The 25,103-nt window shown below is 67.6% G+C and carries 18 protein-coding genes; 10 read left to right on the top strand and 8 right to left on the bottom strand.

The genetic code is table 11. The annotated features are described in order from the left end of the window. Nucleotides 1–4: 4 nt before the first annotated feature. Both C1932_RS16280 and C1932_RS16275 read right to left on the bottom strand, forming a co-directional pair. Complete coding sequence (locus C1932_RS16280; RefSeq protein WP_108762859.1) at nt 5–622, bottom strand: SGNH/GDSL hydrolase family protein; 618 nt, start codon at nt 620–622, stop codon at nt 5–7. A 3-nt stretch (nt 623–625) separates the two neighbouring features. Continuing rightward, a complete protein-coding gene (locus tag C1932_RS16275; RefSeq protein ID WP_026347275.1) occupies nt 626–1,900 on the bottom strand; it encodes a pyridoxal phosphate-dependent aminotransferase in 1,275 nt (424 codons plus the stop codon). Between the two features lie 111 nt (nt 1,901–2,011). On the opposite strand from C1932_RS16275, the gene rsgA reads away from it, so the two are divergent. The 4 genes from rsgA (at nt 2,012) to C1932_RS16255 (ending at nt 8,334) form a co-directional block, all read left to right on the top strand. After that, nucleotides 2,012–3,112 carry a ribosome small subunit-dependent GTPase A gene (gene rsgA / locus C1932_RS16270; RefSeq protein ID WP_199911972.1) on the top strand — a complete coding sequence of 367 codons (1,101 nt, stop codon included), beginning with the start codon at nt 2,012–2,014 and terminating at the stop codon, nt 3,110–3,112. Nucleotides 3,113–3,251: 139 nt separating this feature from the next. Then, nucleotides 3,252–4,505 (top strand): flavohemoglobin expression-modulating QEGLA motif protein, encoded by a 1,254-nt coding sequence (locus C1932_RS16265; protein WP_108762857.1) that lies wholly within the window; start codon nt 3,252–3,254, stop codon nt 4,503–4,505. A 445-nt stretch (nt 4,506–4,950) separates the two neighbouring features. Further along, a complete protein-coding gene (locus C1932_RS16260) occupies nt 4,951–7,242 on the top strand; it encodes a TonB-dependent receptor (RefSeq protein WP_108762856.1) in 2,292 nt (763 codons plus the stop codon). Between the two features lie 96 nt (nt 7,243–7,338). Continuing rightward, nucleotides 7,339–8,334 carry a DUF4274 domain-containing protein gene (locus tag C1932_RS16255; RefSeq protein ID WP_108762855.1) on the top strand — a complete coding sequence of 332 codons (996 nt, stop codon included), beginning with the start codon at nt 7,339–7,341 and terminating at the stop codon, nt 8,332–8,334. A 107-nt stretch (nt 8,335–8,441) separates the two neighbouring features. Here C1932_RS16255 and phbB read toward each other — a convergent pair whose 3' ends face one another. From phbB to C1932_RS16240, 3 genes are read right to left on the bottom strand one after another with little or no spacing between them, the layout of a single operon-like run. Continuing rightward, the gene (gene phbB / locus C1932_RS16250; RefSeq protein WP_108762854.1) at nt 8,442–9,182 is read right to left on the bottom strand and encodes an acetoacetyl-CoA reductase; all 741 of its coding nucleotides are present in this window, start codon (nt 9,180–9,182) and stop codon (nt 8,442–8,444) included. A gap of 25 nt (nt 9,183–9,207) precedes the next feature. Continuing rightward, nucleotides 9,208–10,536, bottom strand: a complete 1,329-nt coding sequence (locus C1932_RS16245; protein WP_108754875.1) for a CitMHS family transporter — start codon at nt 10,534–10,536, stop codon at nt 9,208–9,210. A 57-nt stretch (nt 10,537–10,593) separates the two neighbouring features. Next, entirely contained in the window at nt 10,594–11,730 is a 1,137-nt protein-coding gene (locus C1932_RS16240; protein WP_108763476.1) for a porin, read from the bottom strand. A gap of 272 nt (nt 11,731–12,002) precedes the next feature. Between C1932_RS16240 and C1932_RS16235 the strand changes: the two genes are divergently transcribed. The 4 genes from C1932_RS16235 to C1932_RS16220 are packed head-to-tail and all read left to right on the top strand — an operon-like array spanning nt 12,003 to nt 15,830. Then, a complete protein-coding gene (locus C1932_RS16235) occupies nt 12,003–12,692 on the top strand; it encodes a response regulator transcription factor (protein WP_108751623.1) in 690 nt (229 codons plus the stop codon). Continuing rightward, nucleotides 12,685–14,070, top strand: a complete 1,386-nt coding sequence (locus tag C1932_RS16230) for a sensor histidine kinase (protein WP_108762853.1) — start codon at nt 12,685–12,687, stop codon at nt 14,068–14,070. The genes C1932_RS16235 and C1932_RS16230 overlap by 8 nt, the downstream gene beginning before the upstream one ends. Beyond that, a complete protein-coding gene (locus C1932_RS16225; RefSeq protein WP_108762852.1) occupies nt 14,067–15,122 on the top strand; it encodes an ABC transporter substrate-binding protein in 1,056 nt (351 codons plus the stop codon). The genes C1932_RS16230 and C1932_RS16225 overlap by 4 nt, the downstream gene beginning before the upstream one ends. 60 nt (nt 15,123–15,182) lie before the next feature. Then, nucleotides 15,183–15,830: a response regulator transcription factor gene (locus tag C1932_RS16220; protein WP_108754101.1), complete on the top strand. Its 648-nt coding sequence runs from the start codon at nt 15,183–15,185 to the stop codon at nt 15,828–15,830. A 219-nt stretch (nt 15,831–16,049) separates the two neighbouring features. Here the strand turns inward: C1932_RS16220 and C1932_RS16215 are convergent, their stop codons facing one another. Both C1932_RS16215 and C1932_RS16210 read right to left on the bottom strand, forming a co-directional pair. After that, nucleotides 16,050–18,698, bottom strand: a complete 2,649-nt coding sequence (locus C1932_RS16215; RefSeq protein WP_108762851.1) for a PAS-domain containing protein — start codon at nt 18,696–18,698, stop codon at nt 16,050–16,052. Between the two features lie 80 nt (nt 18,699–18,778). Continuing rightward, the gene (locus tag C1932_RS16210) at nt 18,779–19,945 is read right to left on the bottom strand and encodes a porin (RefSeq protein ID WP_108754098.1); all 1,167 of its coding nucleotides are present in this window, start codon (nt 19,943–19,945) and stop codon (nt 18,779–18,781) included. A gap of 321 nt (nt 19,946–20,266) precedes the next feature. On the opposite strand from C1932_RS16210, the gene C1932_RS16205 reads away from it, so the two are divergent. After that, the gene (locus C1932_RS16205; protein ID WP_108754097.1) at nt 20,267–21,622 is read left to right on the top strand and encodes a dicarboxylate/amino acid:cation symporter; all 1,356 of its coding nucleotides are present in this window, start codon (nt 20,267–20,269) and stop codon (nt 21,620–21,622) included. A 228-nt stretch (nt 21,623–21,850) separates the two neighbouring features. Further along, nucleotides 21,851–24,142: an NADP-dependent malic enzyme gene (locus C1932_RS16200; RefSeq protein WP_108762850.1), complete on the top strand. Its 2,292-nt coding sequence runs from the start codon at nt 21,851–21,853 to the stop codon at nt 24,140–24,142. A gap of 219 nt (nt 24,143–24,361) precedes the next feature. On the opposite strand, the gene C1932_RS16195 is transcribed toward C1932_RS16200, so the two are convergent. Beyond that, nucleotides 24,362–25,099 carry a basic secretory protein-like protein gene (locus C1932_RS16195; protein ID WP_108762849.1) on the bottom strand — a complete coding sequence of 246 codons (738 nt, stop codon included), beginning with the start codon at nt 25,097–25,099 and terminating at the stop codon, nt 24,362–24,364. Nucleotides 25,100–25,103: the final 4 nt, after the last annotated feature.

Below are 25,103 nucleotides of genomic sequence, written 5' to 3'. Positions count from 1 at the left end.
GGGTTCAGCCGGCTCCGGCCAGCAGGCGCGTGGCCACCGGCAGCGCCCGCGCGCTCCACAGCGCATACATCGCCGCCGAAGGGTGCAGCCCGTCATCGGCAATCATCGCCGGGTCGTGGCCGTGCGCACGGCTGATGTCGGTGATATCCACGAACGCCACGCCGTGGGCTTCGCAGATCGCGGCAGCGGCCGCATTGAAGGCATCGGTCTGCTCGGCTACCTGGGCCAGATCGCGGCCACTGCCGGCGCCGAACGGGGTGAAGCCCCAATCGGGAAAGGACAGCACCAGCACGCGCTCGGCGTGCCCGCCGGCAAAGCCGATCGCGCGCTGCAGAAGGGCCTGGAACTGCGCGCGGTACTCGTCCTGCGCACGGCCCCGGTACTGGTTGTTCACTCCGATCAGCAGGCTGACGAAATCAAACGGGCCCTGCGGCGCGGCTGCATCGATGCCCGCATCCAGTTCATCGGTGGTCCAGCCGGTGGTCGCGATGGTCTGCGGTTCGGCCAGTGCCACGCCCTCGGCCCGCAGCGCCGCAGCCAGCTGGTGTGGCCAGCGACCGTCAACGTCCACCGCTTCGCCGATCGTGTACGAATCGCCCAGCGCCAGGTAACGCAGCGCCACGGCTCAGGCCACCGAACGGCGTGGCTTCAGCGGCACGACCTTGGTGGCGTCCTCGGCGCGGCGGGCCAGCACCCGGTCGATGCGTGCGAATACATCGCGCATCACCGAGGCTTCCGGCAGCAGGGTCACGCGGAAGTGGTGGCGGTAGGGCACGTTGAAGCTGGAGCCCGGTACCACCAGCACGCCTTCGTTGTTCATCAGGTCCAGGGCGAAGGTGTGGTCGTCGAAGCCCTTGGCGGCGGCGCCGACCACGGCCGGGAACGCGTACAACGCGCCGGCAGGGGCAACCAGCGACAGGTGTTCGCTGGCCTCGCAGGCCTCGATCACCGCACGCCGGGTTTCATACAGACGGCCGCCGGGGGCGCACAGCTCGGAAATGGTGTCCGGGCCGTTCACCGCCGCGTCGATGGCGTACTGGCCCGGCACGTTGGCACACAGGCGCAGCGCGCTGAGCAGGTCCAGCGCGGCGCGGAAGTCGCCCAGGCGCGCATCGTCGCCACTCAGGTGCGCCCAGCCCACGCGCCAGCCGCAGGCGCGGTGCACCTTGCTCAGGCCGCTGAAGGTCAGGCACGGGTGGTCGCCGGCCAGCGGCGCGACCGGCTGGAACACCGCATCGTCGTACAGGATCTGGTCGTAGATCTCATCGACCAGCAGCAGCAGGTTGTGGCGGCGCGCGATCTCGACCACGCGCTCCAGCAGTTCGCGCGGGTAGCTGGCGCCGCTGGGGTTGTTCGGGTTGATCAGAACGATGGCGCGGGTGCGCGAGGACACCAGCGTCTCGATCTCGGTCGGGTCGGGCTGGAAGCCGTTTTCCGGCGCGCAGCGGTAGTACACCGGGCGGCCGTCGTTGAGGATGGCCGCAGCCGACCACAGCGGGTAGTCCGGCGAGGGCACCAGCACTTCATCACCCGGGTTCAACAGTGCGCGCAGCGACAGGTCAATCAGTTCGCTCACGCCGTTGCCGACGAACACGCGGTCCGGATGCGCATCGGGCGCACCGCGGCGCGCATACGCGGCGGCAATGGCTTCGCGCGCGACCGGCAGGCCCTGCTGGTGGGTGTAGGGGTCGGTACGGCCCATGTCATCGGCAATCGCGCGCTGCAGGTGCTCGGGCGCACGGAAACCAAAGTTGCCGGGGTTACCGATGTTCAGCTTGATCAGCTTGCGGCCCTGCGCTTCCAGCTCCCGCGCTCGCCGGGCCAGTTCTCCGCGGATTTCGTAGCGCACTTCGGAAAGGCGCTCGCGGATGGCCAGGGGCTTGGGCGAGGGGGTGGACATGGGGGCTGGGCCGTCGTAAGGCATGGGGCTTCCATCCTACCGGAATCGGTGCAGCGCATGGCAAGGGTGCAGGCCCCGCCGTTGCTGGGCTGGCCGGGTAGAATGGCGGCGATGACCCAGACCCCCGATTTCACCGCCCTGCAGACCATCGGCTGGCCCTGGCCGGGCCCGCCGCAGCAGGCCGACTGGCAGGCCGCCATGGCCGCGCACCCGCAGGCCCGCCCGGCGCGGGTGATCGAACAGCACCGCACCCACTACGTGGTGGCCGATGGCCCGGAGGCGTCGATCAAGGCCGAATCGCTGCCGGAATGGCAGCGCCCGCGCTTCCCCAGCCATGAACGACCGGCGGTCGGTGACTGGGTGCTGCTGGACGGCATCCGCATCGTCGCCCTGCTGCCGCGCCGTACCGCGATCAAGCGCGGTGCCGCCGGTGAGCATTACCACCAGCAGGTGATTGCGGCCAACATCGATACGGTGTTCATCGTCTGTGGGCTGGATGCCGACTTCAATCCGCGCCGTATCGAGCGCTACCTGCTGCTGGTCGGTGGCGGTGGTGCCGAACCGGTGGTGGTGCTGACCAAGGCCGACCAGACCGAATACAGCGAAGACGCGCTGGCGGTGCTGGAAGAACTGGAAATGCAGGGCATTGCCCTGCACGCGATCAATGGCCTGGATGCCGACAGCGTGGCCGTGCTGCAGCCGTGGCTGGGGCCGGGCCGCACGGTGGTGCTGGTCGGTTCGTCGGGGGCGGGCAAATCCACCCTGACCAACACCTTGCTGGGCGAGCAGCGCATGAAGACCAATGCGGTGCGCGCCAACGATTCGCGCGGCCGCCACACCACCACCCACCGCGCGCTGATGCCGCTGCCGACCGGCGCCTGCCTGATCGATACGCCCGGCATGCGCGAGCTGAAGCCGACCGGCGAAGAGACGCTGTCCGAGGGGGGCTTTGCCGATATCGAAGCGCTGGCCGAACAGTGCCGCTTCAATGACTGCCAGCACCAGCAGGAACCGGGCTGTGCAGTGCGCGCGGCGATCGATGCCGGCGAAATTGAAGAAAGCCGCCTGCTGAACTACTTCAAGTTGAAGGAAGAAGTCGCCGCGGCCGCAGCGAAGCTGGCCGTGCGCCAGGCCGAGACCGCGCAGGAACGCGGCGGCAAGAAGGGCAAGGGCCAGCAGTTCCGCCCGGCCAGCAAACCGCGCCGACGCTGATCGCGCGCGGCGGGGTCGGATCCCATTGCATCGCAATGGGCTCTGACCCCGGCAATGAACCTGTCTGCAGCCCGCCTCCGGCGCGTGCCAACCAAGGTTGGCACCTACCAAAGCAAGGGCAGGGCGCTATAGTCCGCCCATGGAACCCACCACAACGCTGGACCCCGACGTGGCCCACCATGCCGCGCTCGATGCGCGCCTGGTCGAGGCTGTCGGCGGCATCCGCCTGCTGGGGCTCACCAGTTGGCCGGCCACCGTGCAGGCGCCGTTCCTGGCCAGCGTGGCACGCGGCCAACCGGTGCTGCCGCAGGTTGATTACCCACGGCTGGATTTCAGCGAAGAACGCCGCGCACTGGATGCCATCAGCCGCGCGTGCGACGAAAGCCACCCGTTGGGACACTACGTGCGGCAGTCCGCGCAGAGCTGGGACCTGGCCGCGCAGCTGCTGGAAGGATTGGGCACGGCCACCGTTGACCGCTGTTCGGTGCAGTTGTTCGGCGCACCCGAGCAGCCGTTGCCGGGCAACGGCCCCAGCACGCGCGAAGCAGCGCGGCACTTCATCCAGATCGCCGCGGAGCTGGACCACGAACTGCTGGCCCCGGAAGAACAGGTGCCCGTGTCGGCCATCGCGCTGCAGCTGCAGCTGCAGAACGATCTGGACGCCTTCTTCGAATCCCGCATCATCCAGGTACAGCTGGATCCGGATCTGGTGTCGAAGGCCGCGGCCGGGCCGACCCGCATCCGCCTGCGCACCACCGCGCGCTTCAGTGCCTACGACCGCGCACAGCTGTTCCACCACGAGGCGCTGGTGCATTCGCTCACCGCCTTGAACGGGCGCGAGCAGCCGGTGCTGCCCAGCCTGGGCCTGTCCTCGCCACGGGTGACCGCTACCCAGGAAGGCCTGGCCACGTTTGCCGAACAGATCACCGGCAGCATCGATATCGAACGATTGAAGCGCATCAGCCTGCGCACCGAGGCCATTGCAATGGCACGCGAGGGCGCCGATTTCATCGAGGTCTACCGCTACTTCTGCGATGCCGGGCAGAACCCGGAAGAAAGTTTCGCCTCGGCCCAGCGCGTGTTCCGCGGCGTACCGCCCAGCGGCGGTCTGGCCTTCACCAAGGACACCGTGTACCTGCGCGGCCTGGTGTCGGTGCACACCTTCTTCCGCCACATGCTGGCCCAGGATCGCCTGCAGGTCTGCCGCTGGTTGTTCGCCGGCAAGATGAGCCTGACCGACGCCATCGCCTTCGCACCGCTGTTTGAAGCCGGCGTACTGAAGCCCCCGCGCTGGCTGCCGCACTGGGTCAGCCGCGCCAACGGCCTGGCCGGCATGCTGGCGTTCTCGCTGTTCGCCAACCGCATCCGCATGGACCAGCTGGCGCCAGAGTAAATGGCGTACGACAGCAGTAGATCCACGCCATGCGTGGATGAACCCGTCAAACATCGATAAACAAAATGGGGTCAGAGCCCGTTGCCACGCAACGGGATCCGACCCCGTGCCGTTCCAACAGCTCGCGGCCAACTGTCGAAGGCGGGGTGGGTCCGGTTGCGGGGGCGTGAGCCGCATGGATGCGGCGACCGAGCCTGCATGGGCGTATTCACGGCGTCCCCCGCAACCGGACCCACCCCGCCCTCCCACGGAATGCACGCTTTTGACGTTGCAGTGAGCAGGTGCAGGGCGGCAGCCCTGCCGACACATCCACCCCCACAAACGAGACGCGCGTCACCGCCCGCAGCACGCGCGCCGCTTCGTAAACAACCTTTCATCTTCCATTCGCATAGTGGCGGCGCGCCGCGCGCAGACGCGCCGGTCTTCCCCCATGCAATGGACTCACATGCAGACCCGATACCTGACGATTGCCGTGGCGATCGCCCTCTCCGCCGCCGCCAGCACCCATGCCGCCGAATCCACCGACGCCAGCACCGATGCCGCGCTGAGCGCGCAGACGCTGGATACCGTTTCCGTGATCGGCCAGGGCGAAACCCGCCAGGTGCAGCGCATCACCGCCGTCGACAAGCAGGTGCTGCCGCCGGGCACCAGCGGTCAGAAGATCCTCGACCGCCTGCCGGGCGTATCGGTGCAATCCAACGATGCGTTCGGCGCCAATGAAGAATCGCAGACCATCAGCCTGCGCGGCTTCGACAAGAGCCGCCTGGGCTACACGCTCGATGGCATTCCGCTGGGCGACAACAGCTACGGCAACTACAACGGCCTGAGCATCGCCCGCGCGATCATTGCCGAAAACCTGGCCGGCGCTGAACTGTCGCAGGGCATCGGCTCGCTGGGCGTGGCCTCCACCAGCAACCTGGGCGGCACCATCCAGTACTTCTCGATGGACCCGTCCACCGAATTCGGCGGCCGCGCCAGTGTCACGGTCGGTGACAACAACCAGCGCCGCGGCTACCTGCGCGTGGATACCGGCGATATCAACGGCTTCTCGGCCTACGTGTCCGGCGTGCACCAGGACCAGGACATGTGGGCCGCGCCTTACCAGAACCAGACCACCCGCCAGTTCAATACCAAGGCGGTATGGAACGTGGGCGACCATCGCTTCGGTGCGTTCGTGGCGACCTCGCGCGCCAGCCAGGCCAACTATGCCTACCTGTCCAAGGACATGCTGGCGCGTGGCCTGGGCTGGGACTGGAACATCTACGCACCGGACTGGGACCGTGCTGTCGCCGCAGCCTATTGCGCGCCGGGCACCCGTGATCCGGCCAAGTGCGCTTTCAGTGGTGGCGTCAACAGCATCGACGATGCCTACTACCAGAGCCGCGCGCTGCGCGATGACAACCTGTACTCGGTCGATGCCGACCTGCGCCTGGGCGAGCAGGGCCGCCTGAAGCTGATGGCCTACCACCACGACAACCGTGGCCAGGGCCACTGGTGGGCGCCAGGCCAGCCGTCCTATCCGGGCACCGACCGCATGCTGCCGATCTCGATCCGCAGCACCAACTACACCATCAACCGCGATGGCCTGACCGCCGCGCTGTCGTGGACGGTAGGCATCCACGAGGTGGAAGCCGGCCTGTGGTACGAGCAGAACGACCATAACGTGTCGCGCAATTTCTACTACATCAGCGGGCCGTTCCTGGACGATCTGTACCTGCAGAATCCCGACCGCCTGCTGTTCAACCAGGATTTCGACATCCGCACGCAGCAGTTCTACGTGCAGGACCGCATGCGCTTCCTCGACCAGCGCCTGACCGTGGACGTGGGCCTGAAGAGCCCGAACACCCGCATGCGCGCCACCGCCAAGGGCGGCGTGGAAACCAGCATCGCCTCGGGCACGCTCACCGCCAAGGAATCGGTGCTGCCGCAGCTGGGCGTGGGCTTCAAGCTCAACGCCAACAACGAGCTGTTCGCTTCGTACGCGGAAAACATCGCCGCGTTCGTGGGCGGTGGCAGCGGCGGCCCGCTGCAGGTGTCGCCGGAATCGTTCGCGGCCAGCGCCGGCCTGGAGCCGGAAAAGTCCAAGAGTCTGGAAGCCGGCTTCCGTACGTTCGGTGAGAAGTACCAGGCCTCCATCGCCGCCTACAACGTGACGTTCGACAACCGCCTGCTGTCGCTGAACCCGTGCTCGAGCATCGAAGTCGGCACGCGCCCGGAGTGCGTGACCCGCTTCATCAACGTCGGCTCGGTGAAGAGTCATGGTGCCGAGCTGACCTTCATCCTCAAGCCCATCGACGGCCTGCAGTGGTACAACGCGCTGTCCTGGAACAAGACCACCTACGAGGATGACTACACCTCCGGCGGTGCGATCGTGCCGGTGGCCGGCAAGATCACCGTGGACACGCCGCAGCGCATGGCGTCCAGCGAGATCAGCTGGAACCGAGATGGCTTCTTCGCCAGCCTGCGCGCCAAGTACACCGGCAAGCGCTACTACACCTACACCAACGACCAGTCGGTGCCGGGCGTGACCACCTTCGATGCCGGCGCCGGCTATGACTTCGGCCCGGGGCTGGGCCTGCGCAACGTGCGTGTTTCCTTGAACGCCACCAACCTGACCAACAAGCGCTACGCCGGCCAGTTGAGCTCGTTCGCACCCACCGACCCGAACGGCACGCGCTACGCGATCCACGCCAGCGCACCGCGCCAGGTGTTCATGACCGTCGCTGCCGAGTTCTGATGCGATGGGGTCAGAGCCCTTTCGCCTGCGAAAGGGCTCTGACCCCGGTGCAAGGGGCCGCTAGACTGCACGGGCACTGAGCAACAGACACCCCACGTGACCCCCGACGACTACCACGCGTCCTGCAGCCGCCTGCTGCAGGACTACCTGCACACCGCTTCGCCCGAACAACGCCACATCTACGTTGCACGGCGCAACTACGATGACAGCCCCGACGTGCTGGCCTGGCTGGCAGAGCAACGCGATCTGGACCGTGCCACGGCACGGCTGATGCACGCATCACTGGGCGCAGGCCGGTTCGCCCAGTACGCAGACGCCAGCGAGGTGCCTGGCCACGAGCAGGAGGCGTACGCGCTGGTCCGTCGCATCGAGCAGCGGTGCCTCGATGGCTTCTACGCCGACCATGGGCTGGACTTCGATCCGTTTGCCGAGGCGGTCGATGATGCGTACGACGATGGCCTGCCGTTCCCGATCGCGCAGCAGTTGCACGACCTGGCCGCGGCCTTTGAACCCGAACGCGGCCCGGCACTCGGTGATGCCACCGCAGGTGATGTCGACATCTGGGCGGAGGTCGTGCCTCCGGCACTCTCACCCGTAGCAACCGCGTCGGATCCGGGCTGGCCGCTGCTCGCCTCGTTCCTGCAGCAGGCCACGCCGCAGCAGCGTCATCAGCTGATGCTGTTCGCCGACACCCACACCCTGTCCGATGCGCTGCAATGGCTGCTTGAACAGCGGTCGTTGGCCGCATCCAGCGCACTGGCGCTGTACTGGAACCTGGGGGCGGCCTGGTACGTGCCGTTTGCCACGGTCGACGATGTACCTGCATCGCACCGGCACACCGCCGCGGTGCTGCGCGGCATCGAGCAACGGCTGGCCGAGGGCGGCTACGCAGACCAGGGGCTGGGCTTCGACCTGGCGCAGAACCGGCCGCGCTTCCCGGCACGTTGGCCCGGCCGGCCGGTGCTGCGCGCGATTCCCGAGGCGATGTGGTTGCCGCGCGACGGCCAGATCGTGGAGGAGTCCGACGAGGTGGATTTCATCTCCGGCCTGCCGGAGGAGGTGGCTACCGCACTCGCGCAGGCGCGCGGGTAGACCGCAGAACGCATCGGGGTCAGATCCCTTTCACGCGCGAAAGGGCTCTGACCCCAGGGGCGACCGAGCATCCACGCATGGCGTGGATCTACTGCAACGCGTGGGGGTCAGCCCATGTACAAGCCACCATTGACCGCGTAATCGGCGCCGGTCACGTACGAAGCTTCGTCCGATGCCAGCCAGCCCACCAGCCCGGCCACTTCCTCCGGGCGGCCCAGGCGGCGCACCGGCACCGACGCGGCCAGCCGGTCCAGTACATCCGGCGGGAAGCTGCTGATCGCCTGGCTGGCGATGTAGCCGGGCGACAAGGTGTTCACGGTCACCCCGCGCGAGGCCACTTCGGCGGCCAACGCCCGGCTGAAACCGTGCATGGCGGCCTTGGCCGTGGCGTAGTTCACCTGGCCGATCTGCCCCTTGTGGGCGCTGACCGAACCGATGTTGATGATGCGGCCCCAGCCGCGCGTGGCCATGCCATCGACCACCTGCTTGGTCAGGTTGAACAGCGCGTTGAGGTTGGAGGCGATCACCGCGTTCCAGTCCTCCACGGTCATCTGCCGGAACAGCAGGTCACGGCTGCCGCCGGAGTTGTTCACCAGCACATCGACCTCGCCCACTTCCGCGCGCACCTTGGCAAACGCAGCGCTGGTGGAGGCCCAATCGGTGGCGTTGCCTTCCGAGGCGATGAAATCAAAGCCCTGTTCGCGCTGTTCGCGCAGCCAGTTGGCCTTGCGCGGCGAATTCGGTGCGCAACCGGCCACCACCGTGTGGCCGGAACGGGCCAGGCCCTGGCAGATGGCAGTACCCACGCTGCCCATGCCGCTGGTGACGTAAGCAATTCGAAGCGTCATTGCAGAGAGCTCCCTGGTACGTGGATCAGGCGGCGAGGGGATACAGGGCAAACAGCAGACCACCGGCCATCAGCAGCAGCGAAATGGCGATCGCCCACTTCAGTGTGAACTTCTGGTGGTCGGCGAATTCAACCTTGGCCAGGCCCACCAGCAGGTAGGTGGACGGCACCAGCGGGCTGAGCAGGTGCACCGGCTGCCCGGCCAGCGATGCGCGGGCCATTTCCACCGGGGTGATGCCGTAGTTGCCGGCGGCCTCGGACAGGATCGGCAGCACGCCGAAGTAGAAGGCGTCGTTGGACATGAAAAAGGTGAACGGCATCGAGGCCAGCGCGGTGATCACCGCCAGGTACGGGCCCCAGGCATCGGGAATGATCGCCAGGAAGCTGTGCGACATCGCCTCGACCATGCCGGTGTTGTTCAGGATGCCGGTGAAGATGCCTGCCGCGAAGATCAGCGATACCACCGACAGCACGTTGCCGGCATGGTTGACCACGCGGCGGCGCTGCTCGGCCAGGTTCGGGTAGTTGATGACCAGGGCAATGGCGAAGCCGACCATGAACAGCACCGGCATCGGCAGCACGCCGATGATCAGCGCGGTCATCAGGGCCAGAGTCAGGGCCAGGTTTACCCACAGCAGCTTGGGCCGCTTGATGTCTTCGGCGTCTTCCACCGACGGCAGTGCGGTGTTGTCGTCCGACACCGTGCTGTCCATCCAGCTGCCACCCTGCGGCAGAGTGACCACGCCCAGCCGGCGGCGTTCCTTCATGCCCAGGTACCAGGCCAGCACCAGCACACCGGCGCAGGCGATCACCATCGACGGAATGAGCGGCACGAACACATCGGCCGGGTCCACGTGCAGCGCGGTGGCGGCACGTGCGGTGGGCCCGCCCCATGGGGTCAGGTTCATCACGCCGCCGGCCAGGATGGTCACGCAGGTCATGTTCAGCGCGCTCATGCCCAGGCGCTGGTACAGCGGCAGCATGGCCGACACGGTGATCATGTAGGTGGTCGAGCCATCGCCATCGAGCGAGATCAGCATGGCCAGCACCGCGGTGCCGAGCACGATCTTCATCGGATCGCCCTTCACGAAGCGCAGGATCACCCGCACCAGCGGATCGAACAGGCCCGCATCGATCATCACCCCGAAGTACAGGATGGCGAACATCAGCATCACGCCGGTGGGCGCGATCTTCTTGATGCCTTCCAGCATCATTTCGTCGATGTTGGCGCCGAAGCCGCCCAGCAGCGCGAAGATGATCGGAATGGTGATCAGGGCGACCAGCGGCGACAGTCGTTTGCTCATGATCAAGTACATGAACGTAATGACCATGCCAAAGCCGAGGATGCTCAGCATCATCTGCGGACTCCTAATGAAGACAGGACGTGGGGAAGGGGAAGGGAAGGGGGAGGCTTAGAAGTCGAACTGCAGGCGCCCGGTAACCGCGCGCGTGCGGTCCACCGTGATGCCCGCCAGACGGTCGCGGTTGCGGCTCTCGATCACGTTCAACATGAAGCGCAGGTTGTCGCGCAGGTACCAGTTGCCGCCCAGCGTCCACGCCTCGGTGCTGCCGCGGCGCAGGTCCGGCGCGCCATCCAGGTGCTGTGCGCCCCACATCTGGTCGTAGCGCAGCGCCACTTCGAACGCGCCGGCCTTGTGGCGGATGTCTTTCACCCGGGCGAAGCGGCCGGTCTTGCGGTCGTAGGCACGGCTTTCGCCGGTCACGAACCAGCTCAGCATGCCGTAGGCCGCCATCACGTCGCCGCGCTGCGCACCGTCATCGAACGTGGCGCCACTGAATTCGCCCTGCCAGGACAGCGGACCGCGCACCTGCGCGTATTCCAGCGACCACTTGTTGACGTCGGTATCGCGGCCGGCGGAGAAGTCGACCAGGGTCAGGCGGCTTTCATCGGACAGGTGGCCGGCCGGGCGCGGGCGGATCTTCAGCCCCGGTGCACCGCTTGCGCCAGGGTTGTCGTAGGCCTCGCGGGCCAGCGACAGGCCCAGGTGCAGCACGTCACCATCGCGGGGTGCAGGGGCCCAGGTCACGCGGCCACCGGCGGCGCGGCCCTTCACCTGCCAGGCGTCGATGCTTTCCAGGCTGTAGACGCTGGCCGCCCAGGTGAAATCGCCCGGATTGACCTGCCAGGACGCGCCCAGGCGGTACAGCGGCGCCAGCGTGGTGCCGGCGTTGCCACGCTCCAGGAAGCTGCCGTAGTTGGAACCGGTGCGGTCGTCCAGCGAGAAGTACTGCTTGAACTGGCCCACGGTCAGGCGGCCGGCGCTGCCGAAGCCGCGGCTCAGGTAGACGTCCTTGGCCTCCACGCGGTCGCCGGAAAAGTCCGCTTCCATCTTGTAATCGACCACGAAGAACTTGCCCGACACATCCAGCCAGGCACGGCGTACTTCGGTGTCGTCCTTGTTCGGGGTGCCACGGTCGTCGTTGTCGAACGTGGCGAAATCCAGGTGCAGGCGGCCGCCGACGGTGGCGGTGACCGGCCGGTCGTCCTCAGCAAAGGCCGGCGCGGCCAGCGCAGCCAGGGCCATCATGGCGGCGGGGCGCTGCCAGGCAAACTTCAATTCCACAAACCCTCCCAGGTGCGCGCCAGGCGCGCGGCAATCGTGGGCACCGGATGGTGCGCGGCCGCAGTCTGGGTTGCGGTAGCTGTCATCGTCCTGTCAGCGGTTTGTGCGGTGCAGCGTAAACGCGGCCGCCGCGCCCCCGGTAGCGCCGGGCCATGCCCGGCGGAATGCACCCGCCACACGCCATCGCGCCGCACGCGGTAGCATTCGCTTCCCCCCGCGTCCCTCTGCTCCCGCCGATGCGCCTGCTGCTGGTCGAAGACAACCCGGACCTGGCCGATGCCATCATCCGCCGCATGCGCCGCAGCGGGCATGCCGTGGACTGGCAGGCCGACGGCCTGGCCGCCGCCAGCGTGCTGCGCTACCAGAGCTTCGATCTGGTGGTGCTGGATATCGGCCTGCCCAAGCTGGATGGCCTGCGTGTGCTGGCCGGCATGCGCGAACGCGGTGACAGCACCCCGGTGCTGATGCTGACCGCGCGCGATGGCATCGAAGACCGCGTACAGGCGCTCGACGTGGGCGCCGACGACTACCTGGGCAAACCCTTCGATTTCCGCGAATTCGAAGCGCGTTGCCGCGTGCTGCTGCGCCGTGCGCGCGGCCAGGCAAGCGAAGTTGTGCAGGTGGGCGGCTTCCAGTTCGACAACGCCGCCCATCGCGTCACCCTGGACGGGGAACCGATCGAACTGCCCAATCGCGAATACCGCCTGCTGGAAATCCTGGTGGGCCGCATGGGCCAGGTGGTGGGCAAGGATGAGATCGGCAACGGCCTGTTCGGCTTCGATGACGAGGCCGGCCCGAACGCCATCGAGCTCTATGTGGGGCGCCTGCGCAGGAAGCTGGCTGACGCACCGGTGCGCATCACCACCGTGCGCGGCGTGGGTTATCTGCTGGAACCCACCGACGGCGGCAATGACGGCGATGGCTGAGCTGCGCGCCACGGCGCCGGGTTCCCTGCGGCGCACGCTGCTGCTGTACCTGGGCGGATTGCTGGCGGTGTTCGCGGTAGCGCTGTTGTTCGCCGCGCGCGACTACGGCCAGCGCGCCGCCAACCGTTCCTACGACCACCTCCTGGTGTCCTCGGCGCTGTCGATTGCCGATTCGGTGGCGCTGGTCGATGGCCAATGGCAGGTGGACCTGCCCTATGCCGCGCTGGACCTGCTGTCGATGGCCGCCGAGGACCGCGTGTTCTACCGGCTGACCGACAGCCGCGGCAACCTGATCACCGGCTACGGTGACCTGCCCGCGCCGCCGCGCCGCCCGGGCCTGCAGCCGCAGTTGTTCGACGCCGCCTACAGTGGCGAAACCGTGCGCTTCGTGGTGGTCAGCCGCAGTTTCGCGGCGGCGTCTGCGCAGGGTGATGTGCAGGTGCAGGTGGGCCAGACCCGCCGTGCGCGCGAAGCGCTGGCGCAGGACATGGTCAACCGCGCCCTGCTGGCCATCGGCCTGTTGTCCGGCCTGCTGCTGGCCCTGGTGGCCTTCGGCGTGCACCGTGCGTTCCGCCCGCTGGTGCGTGTGGAACGCGAGCTGTCGCGGCGCGAGCCGTCCGACCTGAAACCGCTGGATGCGCGCGTACCACGCGAAATGGACCAGATGGTCGCGGCGTTGAACCGCTTCATGGAGCGCCTGTCCAGCAGCAACGAAACGCTGCGCGCGTTCATGGCCGAGGCCGCGCACCAGATGCGCACCCCGCTGGCGGCGTTGCGCGCGCAGGCACAATTGGCGCTGGATGACGACGATCCGCAGGACATGCGCCGCAGCCTGCTTGCGATTGAGCGCAATGCCACCCACATGAGCCGCCTGCTGAACCAGCTGCTGAGCGACGCCAGCGTGATCCATCGTTCCCACCTGCAGCGCTTTGCGGCCGTGGACCTGGCCGAGACCGTGCACCAGGCCCTGCATGAAGCGCTGCCGCAGGCCGGGCCGGCGCCACGCGTGCAGTTGGCCATGACCGCCGAACCGGTGCAGGTGCAGGGCGATGCGCTGCTGTTGCGCGAGGCCATCAAGAACCTGGTCGACAACGCCTTGAAGTACGGTGGCGACGGCGCGCTGCAGATCGCGCTGACCGTGGAAGGCGGGCAGGCCGTGCTGACCATTGCCGACCATGGCCCCGGTATTGCCGCTGCCGATGCCGGGCGCGTGTTCGAACGCTTTGCGCGTGGCGAGGGCGCGGCGGCCGGCGGCGCCGGCCTGGGCTTGGCCATCGTCAAGCGCGTGGTGGACAGCCACAACGGCCACATCGACCTCAGCAACCGCCCGCAGGGCGGCCTGGTGGCCACCATCCGCCTGCCCCGGAGTACCGCATGATCCGCCTGTTCGCCGGCGCGCTGGCGCTGTTGTTGGCTGCCCCCGTACTGGCTGCGCCCGGTGATGTACGGCGCTTTCCCGCGCAGGGCGCGGCGACCGCGCAGCTGCGCATCCACGGCACCACCGATATCGAAGTGTTTGCCGAGGTCATCGCCGACTACCAGCGCCTGCATCCCGGCACCACGGTGGTGTACGAAGACATCATCACCCAGGACCTGTACGCGCGTTACCTGCACGACCGCAGTGGCCCGGATTCGCCGGACCTGCTGATTTCCAGCGGCATGGACCTGCAGACCAAGCTGGTGAACGATGGCCACGCGGTGCCGCACCGCTCGGCGCAGACCGCCGCACTGCCGGCGTGGGCGCAATGGCGCAGCGAGGCGTTCGGCATCAGCTACGAACCGGTGGTGATGGTCTACAACACGCGCGCATTGGCGGCGGCCAAGGCGCCGCGCACGCGCCGGCAACTGCTGGACCTGCTGCGCGCCGAGGGCCTGCCGCTGCGTGGCAAGGTCGGTACCTACGATATCGAACGCAGCAGCGTGGGCTACCTGCTGGCCACCCAGGATGCGCAGCGTGGCAGCATCGCCGGCGCGCTGCTGGGCGCGCTCGGCGACAACGCGGTGGTGCGTGAAGAACGCACCGGCGTGCTGCTGGACCAGGTGGCCAGTGGCCAGTTGTCGCTGGTCTACAACGTGCTGGGATCGTACGCGCAGGCGCGCATCGATGCCGGCGCGCCGCTGGCCATCGTCGAACCCGAGGACTACACCCTGGTGGTGCTGCGCACGGCGGTGATTCCGCGCACCGGCGCGCACCCGGAAGAGGCCGGGCGCTTCCTCGATTACCTGCTGTCGCCGCGTGGCCAGCAGGTGCTGTCACGCGAGGCGCGGCTGATGCCGATCGTCACCGGCAACGCGCGCAGCGACGATGCGCCGGGCCGCAGCCGTCGCCCGATCCAGCTCGGCCCGGGGCTGCTGGTCTACCTGGATGCGCTGAAGCGCCGCCAGTTCCTGGATGCCTGGCGCAGCAGCGTGGAACCGGCCGGGCGCTGAGCCCTTGGGCGCGCCGGGACACGCCCGGCGGATGCGCGGCAGTGCCCGTACAATGGGCCCATGAGCGAATACACCATCCTGATCGCCGATGACCATCCGCTGCTGCGTTCGGCGGTGGTGCAGTCGCTGCGGCAGAGCCTGCCGCTGGCCCAGGTGCGCGAAGTAGCCAGTGCCGATGCGCTGGCACAGGCGCTGGACGCCCAGCCGGATGTGGACCTGGTGCTGCTGGACCTGACCATGCCCGGCGCGCACGGTTTTTCCGCGCTGCTGCACGTGCGCGGCTCGCACCCGGACATTCCGGTGGTCATCCTCTCTTCCAACGACCACCCGCGGGTGATCCGCCGCGCCCAGCAGTTCGGCGCCGCCGGTTTCATTCCCAAGTCCGCCCCGGCCGAAACCATCGGCGAAGCGGTGCAGGCAGTGCTGGACGGCAGCCTGTGGTTCCCGGCGATGGCGCCGGAGCGCAGCGAATCCGACGCGCTGCTGGCCGCACGCCTGGCCCAGCTCACCCCGCAGCAGTTCCGCGTGCTGCTGTGCCTGGCCGATGGCCTGCTGAACAAGCAGATTGCCTACGAACTGGGCCTGGCCGAAAACACCGTGAAAGTGCACGTGACCGCCATCCTGAAGAAGCTCGAATGCCACAGCCGCACCCAGGCCGCCGTGCTGGTGAAGGCGCTGGAGCCGGAAGGGGACGCGGGCGGGATCTGACCTTTTGCGGTTTGCGGGTCCGGTGGGCCTGCCTTCGGCCGCAAGGATCATTGATCAGCCGCTTTTGTAGAGTCGAGCTTGCTCGACTGGGGTGGCAACGGCAGTCGAGCAAGCTCGACTCTACGAGGCAACGGCAGTCGAGCAAGCTCGACTCTACGAGGCAACGGCAGTCGAGCAAGCTCGACTCTACGAGGCAACGGCAGTCGAGCAAGCTCGACGCTACCCGCGGTGGCGCAGCAGCAGCTGGGTCATCAACGCGCGCAGGGCCGGGGGCCGCACTGGCTTGGGCAGGAAGCCCCAGCCCTGTTCGGCGGCATGTGCCTTCAGGGCTTCATCGCGTTCGGCGGTCACCAGGATCACCGGTGGCCGCGCCTGCCACAGTCTGCACAGCGCTTCGTACAGATCCGGGCCGTGCCACTGGCCCATGCGCACGTCCAGCAACAGCAGCTGCGGCACGTTCAGCGCGCTGGCGATTTCCAGCGCGCCCTGCGGGCCGTCGGCCAGTTCCACGTCGCAGCCCCAGCGCTCCAGCAGGGCGCGGGTGGCGGCGCAGACGCGCGGATCATCGTCGATGCTCCATACCCGGCATTGGCGCAGCGGGCTGTCGTCGGTCAGCTCGGCGGCCACCACCGGCGCGGGGGGCGGCACCGCCACGTCTTCGGCCTGGCCCAGCGGCACGCTTACCGCGAACACGCTGCCCTTGCCCAGGGTGGAGCGCAGGCTGATGCGGTGGCCCAGCAGGCGGCCGATGCGTTCAACGATTGCCAGGCCCAGGCCGGCGCCGCGTTCCTGTTCCACGCCGTCGTTCAAGCGGCGGAATTCCTCGAAGATCTCACCCTGCAGGCTTTCCGGAATGCCCGGTCCCTGGTCGTGCACTTCGATGCGCAGGTGGTCGCCCACGCGCCGGCAGCCGATCAGCACGCGCCCGCGCGGGGTGTAGCGCAGCGCGTTGGACAGGAAGTTCTGCAGGATGCGGCGCAGCAGTGCTTCATCGCTGACCACCACCGCGCGCGTATCCACCCAGTCCAGGTGCAGGCCACGGCTCTGCGCGGCCATGCCGAATTCACGGGCCAGGGTTTCCAGCAGCGGCGACAGCGCGAACGCGCGGACCCGCGTCTGCAGCGCACGCGATTCCAGCCGCGAAATGTCCAGCAGACTGTTGAGGATGGCGTCCTGTGCGGCCAGGGCCGCATCCACGTGTTCGCTCAGTTCGCGCGCATCACCGCTCAAGCGGCCGCGCAGCACCGACACGAACATGCGCGCGGCATTCAACGGCTGCAGCAGGTCATGCACGGCCGAGGCCACGAAGCGGGTCTTGTAGCGGTTGGCCTGCTCGGCCTCGCGGCGCGCTTCGTCCAGATCGTGGGTGCGCTCGGCCACGCGGTGTTCCAGCGCGTCGGCCAGCGAGCGCAGCTCGCGCGCGGCGTTCTTGTAGCTGGTGATGTCCGCGTAGCTGGTGACGAAGCCGCCGTCGGGCAGGGGATTGCCGCGGATTTCAAGGACGGTGCCGTCGTCTTTCTCGCTTTCGCGCATGTGCGGGCGGCCACTGCGCAGGTGGTTCAGGCGGCGCTCGATGGCCTCGTCGATCGGCCCCGGGCCGAGCAGGCCGCGGCGCGCATTGAAGCGGAACAGTTCTTCGATCGGCCGGCCCACCCGCACCAGCCCCGCCGGGAAGCGGAACAGTTCGACGTAGCGCGAATTCCAGGCCACCAGGCGCTGCTCGCGGTCGATCACCACCACGCCCTGCGGCAGGTGTTCCAGGCTGCGGCTGAGCCCACTGTCGGCATCGGTGGCCGCCTGCAGCAGGCCATCCTGGGCGGTGCGCAGTTCCTGCGCGTGCTGCTTCAGCAGCGTTTCCAGTTCGCGGCGGCTGCGCTGGCGGTGCTTGGACAGGCGCCGGCGCTGCTGCACGAACAGCACCAGGAAGCCCAGCGCCAGCCAGGCGGCGGCACCGGCAATGGCTGCGCCGCGACCGGCGCTGCCGGCGGCACTGGCATCGTGCAGCAGGTGCAGGCTCCAGTCTTCGTCCTCCAGCGCCAGGCTCTGCCACAGCATGGGCGTGGCCAGCGCCGGGTCCAGCAGGCGCACCATGCGCCCGCCGTCAGCCAGCACGTCTTCGGTGCGCACCCGCAGCGGCTGCAGGGAACGGTCGGCGTACTGGCGCGCGGCCAGCATTTCGCGGCGCTCGCTGGCACCCAGCGGGCGCAGCAGGCGGTAGCGCCAGGCATCGCGGTTGGCCAGGAACACCACGTCGTGGTTGTCGCTGGCCAGCACCACGTCGGGGCTGCTCAGCCATTCCTGTTCCAGCGCCGACAGCTCGATCTTGATCACGATCACGCCGATGCGCTGGCCCTGCGCATCCACGATCGCTTCGGACATGAAGTAGCCCGGCACGTTGGTGGTCATGCCGATGCCGTAGAAGCGGCCGCGGCCGTGGGCCATGGCCTGCTGGTAGTACGGGCGGTAGCTGTAGTCCTCGCCCACGTTGCTGGCCGGTTCGCTCCAGTTGCTGGCGGCCACGGCCACGCCGTCGCGGCCGACCAGGGTGAGCGTGGAAGTACGGGTGACCTGGTTGGCGCGCTGCAGCTTCAGGTTCAAGCGCTGCCGCTCGGCGGCCGACAGCGGCGACTGCAGGGCCTGCAGCAGGTCCGGGTCCAGCGCCATCACCTGCGGCAATGTGCCGAAGCGGTCGATGCGCTGTTGCAGGCCCTGCCCATACAACTGCAGCTGGCGCTGCACCTGGGCGCTTTCGGTGGCCAGCGCGCGGCGCCAGGCGTAGTGGCCGGCTGCGACCGCGCACAGCACGGTACCGCCGATCATCACCAGCAGGGTCAGCAACAGCAGGCGGTGGCGGCTGAGCCAGTACATGGCGGCAGTCTACGCAGGGGCGGCGGGCGTGGGGAGCACGCCCGCCGCAGGCACTGTGGAAGGAAGTGCCGGGGAACGGATCAGAAGTGCATCTGCGCGCGCAGTTCGAAGATTTCCGGGGTGCTGTGCACGCCGCGACGGCTGGCGTCGACCTTCACGTAGTTGGCCTGGAACTTGAAATGGCTGGTCAGGTACCAGTTGGCACCGATGGTCAGGTCGTGCTGGCGACCGCCCAGGATGCTGCCATCGTCCAGGTCCAGACGGCTGTAGCGGGCCAGCAGTTCCACCGCGCCGTAATCGTGGGCGGGCTTGATGTTGGCCACCGCGCCGGCGTTGTACGGGCGAGATTCGCCGGTCAGCACCCAGCTGGCCATCGCGTACTGGCCATTGCCGGTGTAGTCGGGCAGGCCCTTGCGGGTCACCGTGGCCTGCAGGGCTTCGGCCTGCAGCGAGAACGGGCCACGGATCCAGATGCCTTCCAGGCCCGTGCGGCGGATCTGGTCGGCAGTGACCAGCGCACCCGAATCGACCAGGCGGATATCGGTCAGGCCGGCTTCCGGGCGGGCACGCAGGCGCGCGCTGGCTTCGTGGTGCACGTCGCGGCCATCGTGGTAACCGCGCGGGTTTTCCTGCGAATAGGCCAGGCCCAGGTGGACCACGTCGCCCGGTGCCTTCACCGGGGTCCACACGGCACGCACGGCCTGGGTGGTGCCCGGGTTGTCACCCTGCAGATCCTTGCCGCCGTACGCGCCGGCCTGCAGCAGGTACTGCGGGCGCTCCAGCACCCATTCCACACCGGTGCGGCGGCCGGCGTAGAACGCCTGCACCGGCAACGCGGTTTCCAGGAAGCTGCCGGCGCGCGAGGAGGTGTTGGCATCCAGGCCGACCGGGGTCTTCATGTAGCCGAAGCGGAAACGACCCACGTCGCGGCCGAAGAACGCCTTGCTTTCAAAGCGCACGAACACGTCCAGCCAGGTGTCGGCCTGGAAGTCATAGTAGACCATCGCGTCGTACACGCCCTTCTTCTTCAGGGTCGCGCCGAACTCCTTGCGGCGCACCGCATCGTCATCCTCGATGCCGCTGGCCGAGGAAAAATCGTTGTAGTCGTAGGCGATGTTGGCCGTGGCGGCCAGTTCGGTGCCGTCGCCGAAGGTGTACTTGGTCGGCCAGTTGTCGAAATCGGCGGCGGAGGCGAAGGCGGGCAGTGCGGCCAGCGACAGGGCCAGCAAGGTGGGAATCGGGCGCATGGGTGGTGCGGCTCTCTCAGATTGCGTGTGGACAGGACAACAACGGCCGCGATGGCCGGAACTTGCGCGGGAACGTGCCCGGCCGTTCAGCTCGGGCCACCGGCGTCCCCGGGGGCGTCGGTACGGCGCCAGTGTAGGCACCGCAGCCACCTGAACCGGGGGGCTAGTACCAATAGGTTATCTGCGCCGGCGTGCCCGGCGCGTACAAAGGCGTCCATTGGTCGCGCCGGCGCTCACCGCCGGGCCGCGCCCAGATCCACGGAGACGGTCCCGCCACGGCGGGAACCGTATGCGCCAGAACCGCCCCTTCCGGAGTCCGCCATGCACATCCCCACCACCGCACCGGTGCCCAGCAAGCCGTTGCCGCTCTACCGCCAGCTGTACTTCCAGGTGATCGTGGCGATCGTCCTGGGCGCCGTCCTGGGCCATTACGAGCCGCTGATCGGCGAGAAAATGAAGCCGCTGGGCGATGCTTTCATCAACCTGGTGAAGATGATCATCGCCCCGGTCATCTTCCTGACCATCGTCACCGGCATCGCCGGCATGACCCACCTGCGCACGGTGGGCCGCGTGTTCGCCAAGGCGATGGCGTATTTCCTGTTCTTCTCCACCCTGGCCCTGATCGTGGGCATGATCGTGGCGCACGTGGTGCAGCCCGGCGCGGGCATGAACATCAACCCGGCCGAGCTGGACCAGACCGCGGTGCACAGCTATGTGGAGAAGTCGCATGACCTGACCCTGGTCGGCTTCCTGATGGACATCATCCCGAAGACGCTGATCAGCGCCTTCGTGGATGGCAACATCCTGCAGGTGCTGTTCGTGGCCGTGCTGTTCGGCATCGCGCTGGCCTCGGTGGGCGAGAAGGGCAAGCCGATCGTGAACTTCCTGGAAGCGCTGGTCGCCCCGGTGTTCAAGCTGGTGCACATCCTGATGAAGGCCGCCCCGATCGGTGCCTTCGGTGCCATCGCCTTCACCATCGGCAAGTACGGCGTCGGTTCGCTGGTCAACCTGGCCTGGCTGGTGGGTTCGTTCTATCTCACCGCCTTCCTGTTCGTGGCCGTCATCCTGGGCGTGGTCTGCCGCCTGTGCGGGTTCTCGGTGTTCAAGCTGGCCCGCTACCTGAAGGCCGAGCTGCTGCTGGTGCTGGGCACGTCCTCGTCCGAATCGGCGCTGCCGTCGCTGATGGAAAAGATGGAACGCGCCGGCTGCAGCAAGTCGGTGGTCGGCCTGGTGGTGCCCACCGGCTATTCGTTCAACCTGGACGGCACCAACATCTACATGACCCTGGCGGCGCTGTTCATCGCCCAGGCCACCAACACCGAACTGACCCTGGGCCACCAGATCGCCCTGCTGCTGGTCGCCATGCTCAGCTCCAAGGGCGCGGCCGGCGTCACCGGTGCCGGCTTCATCACCCTGGCCGCCACCCTGGCCGTGGTGCCGGAAGTGCCGGTGGCCGGCATGGCGCTGATCCTGGGCGTGGACCGCTTCATGAGCGAATGCCGCTCGCTGACCAACTTCATCGGCAATGCGGTGGCCACCGTGGTGGTGTCGCGCTGGGAAGGCGCGCTGGACCGTGACCGCCTGAAGCTGGCGCTGGACGGCCGCGAAAGCGAGCTGCCGCCGCCGGTCGATGCGGTGGCCCCGGTACTGACCGAGGCCCTGCCGGCCAAGGGCTGACGCCAGGTGTGTGGTACTGCGGGGCCGGTCACGACAGTGGCACGGCCCCGCAGCGTTTCAGGGCGTCGCTTGGCTGTCATCAAGGGCGCCCACGCTGGACCCGGGTCGTTGCATACGGCACGGAATTGTGCGGTCGCAGCATGGTTGCGACAGGATAGCGACAGGTCCAGCCACTCCAACGGGGGTATCATCCCCCGTCCCTCTTGCCCATTCATGTAACCCACATCGATGTCCAACGAAGATTTCAAACAGGCCGCCCTCGATTACCACCGCATGTCGCCGCCGGGCAAGATCCGCGTCGCTGCGACCAAGCCGATGCTGACCCAGCGTGATCTGTCGTTGGCCTATTCCCCGGGCGTGGCCTATGCCTGCGAAGCCATCAAGGCCGACCCGCAGCAGGCCAGCGAACTCACCGCCCGCGGCAACCTGGTCGCGGTCATTTCCAACGGCACCGCCGTGCTGGGCCTGGGCAACATCGGCCCGCTGGCCGGCAAGCCGGTGATGGAAGGCAAGGGCGTGCTGTTCCAGAAGTTCGCCGGCATCGATGTGTTCGACATCGAAGTGGACGAAACCGATCCGGACAAGCTGGTCGACATCATCGCCTCGCTGGAGCCGACCTTCGGCGGCATCAACCTGGAAGACATCAAGGCCCCGGAATGCTTCGTGGTCGAGCGCAAGCTGCGCGAGCGCATGAAGATTCCGGTGTTCCATGACGACCAGCACGGCACCGCGATCATCGTCGGCGCCGCTGTGCTCAACGCCATGGCCATCACCGGCAAGAAGATCGAAGAAGTGAAGCTGGCGACCACGGGCATGGGCGCGGCCGGCATTTCCTGCGTGAACATGCTGGTGCAGCTGGGCCTGAAGCCGGAAAACATCCTGGCCTTCGACCGCGAGGGCGTGATCCACACCGGCCGTACCGATCTGGACCCGGAAAAGCAGCGCTATGCGCGCGACACCGACAAGCGCACCCTGGCCGAGATCGTCAACGGCGCCGATATCTTCCTGGGCCTGTCGGCCCCGGGCATCCTGACCGCCGAGATGGTCAAGACCATGGCGCCGGACCCGGTCATCTTCGCGCTGGCCAACCCGACCCCGGAAATCATGCCGGAAGAGGCGCGCGCCGCTCGTCCGGACGCGATCATCGGCACTGGCCGTTCGGATTACCCGAACCAGGTCAACAACGTGCTGTGCTTCCCGTACCTGTTCCGCGGCGCGCTGGACGTGGGCGCCACCGCGATCAACGAGGAAATGAAGATCGCCTGCGTGCGCGCCATCGCCGCGCTGGCCCGCCGTGCGGCCACCGACATGGGGTCGGCCTACGGCGGCGATGCACCGAGCTTCGGCCGTGAATACCTGATCCCGCGCCCGTTCGACCGCCGCCTGCTGGTGGAACTGTCCGCCGCCGTGGCCCAGGCCGCGATGGATTCGGGCGTGGCCGCGCGCCCGATCGCCGACATGGATGCCTACCGGCAGAAGCTGTCGCAGTTCGTGTACCGCACCAGCCTGATGATGAAGCCGGTCTACGACCGTGCCCGCGCCGACAAGCAGCGCGTGGTGTACGCCGAAGGCGAAGAGGAAGTGGTGCTGCAGGCGGTGCAGAACGTGGTCGATGAACGCCTGGCGCACCCGATCCTGATCGGCCGCCCGGACGTGATCGAAGCGCGCATCGAACGCCTGGGCCTGCGCCTGAAGGTGGGCGAGAACATCGAGATCACCAACATCAACGATGATCCGCGCTTCAACGAATATTGGCAGTACTACCACGGCCTGACCGGCCGCCGTGGCGTGACCGTGGCCGCGGCGAAGAACCTGATGCGTTCGCGCCCGACCCTGATCGCCGCGGTGATGGTTGCCCGTGGTGAAGCCGATGCCATGCTGACCGGCATCGTCGGCCGCTTCCACAAGAAGCTGGGTTACGTGCGCAGCGTGCTGCCGCTGGAATCGAAGGTCACCTCGACCTCGGCCATGACCGGCGTGATCAACCAGCAGGGCGTGTTCTTCTTCGTGGACACCCACGTGCAGGAAGACCCGACCGCCGAGCAGATCACCGAAGCCACGCTGCAGGCGGCCTATCGCATGAAGCTGTTCGGCATCGAGCCGAAGGTGGCGCTGCTGTCGCACTCCAACTTCGGCAGCCACGATTCCAAGGACGCACTGAAGATGCGCCAGGTCCGCGAGATGCTGCTCAAGCGCAACCCGCGCCTGAACGTGGACGGCGAAATGCAGGGCGACACCGCGTGGGACGAAGCGCTGCGCCAGAAGCTGCTGCCGGGCTCGACCCTGCAGGGCCGTGCCAACCTGTTCGTGCTGCCGAACCTGGAAGCGGCCAACATCGCCTACAACCTGGTGCGCGTGTTCACCGATGGCGTGGCGATCGGCCCGATCCTGATGGGCGTGAACAAGCCGGTGCACATCCTGACCACCAGCGCGACCTCGCGCCGGATCCTGAACATGACCGCCATCGCCGCGGTGGATGCGCAGATCCGCAAGCAGCTGGAAGCGGAAAAGAAGGCATAAGCCTTCTTTCCAGCGACAGCTGCAGAAACGCGCCCCACTGGGCGCGTTTCTGTTTGCGCGAAGCGCGCGCCGACTGGGTAGAGTCGACTGTTAGTCGACTGCTCTTCGCGTGGTGTTGGGAGCACCCCGCGCTGCGCGCGGTAGTCGACTGACAGTCGACTCTACCCAGTGGGCGCTACCCAGTCGGGCGCTACCCAGCGCTGGGTATTCCGCGTTGCCTCAGCGCCGGCCGCGCCGCGCCGGGGCCGGTGGCGGGGCGTCGCTGCGTGGCTTAGCGTACTGCGCCCACAAGACCGGCAGGGTTTTGCCGGTTTCCTTCTGCCACAGCGTGGGCGCGTAGCGGCCGTCGCGCAGCGCCTTGTCCAGCGCCAGCACCAGCCCCGGGTGCTCGCCCTCGGCCCACTTCAGGAACGCACCGGTCACCCGGTAGCCGCTTTCCACCGTCTGGCCCTTTTCCACCTTCACCGGCAACGCCCAGCCGGCGGCGGTGTTGTTCATGCCGTAGCGGTCGCGTGCGTAATCGGCAATGCCTTCCACCAGCCAGCCCGGCACGCGCTTGTCGCCGTAGCTGGGGTAGCCCTGCACGATGTGCATCGCCTCGTGGGTCACCAGGTCGATGTCATCGGGGTGCTTCAGCAGCCAGCCCGGATTGATGGTGATCGTGCTGGCCTTGTCCTTGTCACCCACGTAGGCCACGCCGTTGTAGGCCGGATCGATCACGATGCGCACTTCGTTCGGCGCCGCCGGGCGGAAGTCCGCCCGCTCGCGCAGGTAGGCAAAGTAGAACGTGTCGATGATGCGCTTGCGCACCGGTGCCGCCAGGGCACCACTGGCATCCTGGTAGTACAGAGTCACGCCATCACGGCTGACCTGGCCATCGAAGGCCTGGGTCTGCGCCTGGCCAACACCGGGGAAGGCCAGGGCAAGAAAGAGCAGGGGAATCAGACGAAGGCGCATGGCG

Source organism: Stenotrophomonas sp. YAU14D1_LEIMI4_1, assembly GCF_003086815.1.
In the GTDB taxonomy this organism is placed as follows: domain Bacteria; phylum Pseudomonadota; class Gammaproteobacteria; order Xanthomonadales; family Xanthomonadaceae; genus Stenotrophomonas.
The sequence above is the reverse complement of the archived record's forward strand: the minus strand, read 5'-3'. Positions and strand labels throughout refer to the sequence as shown.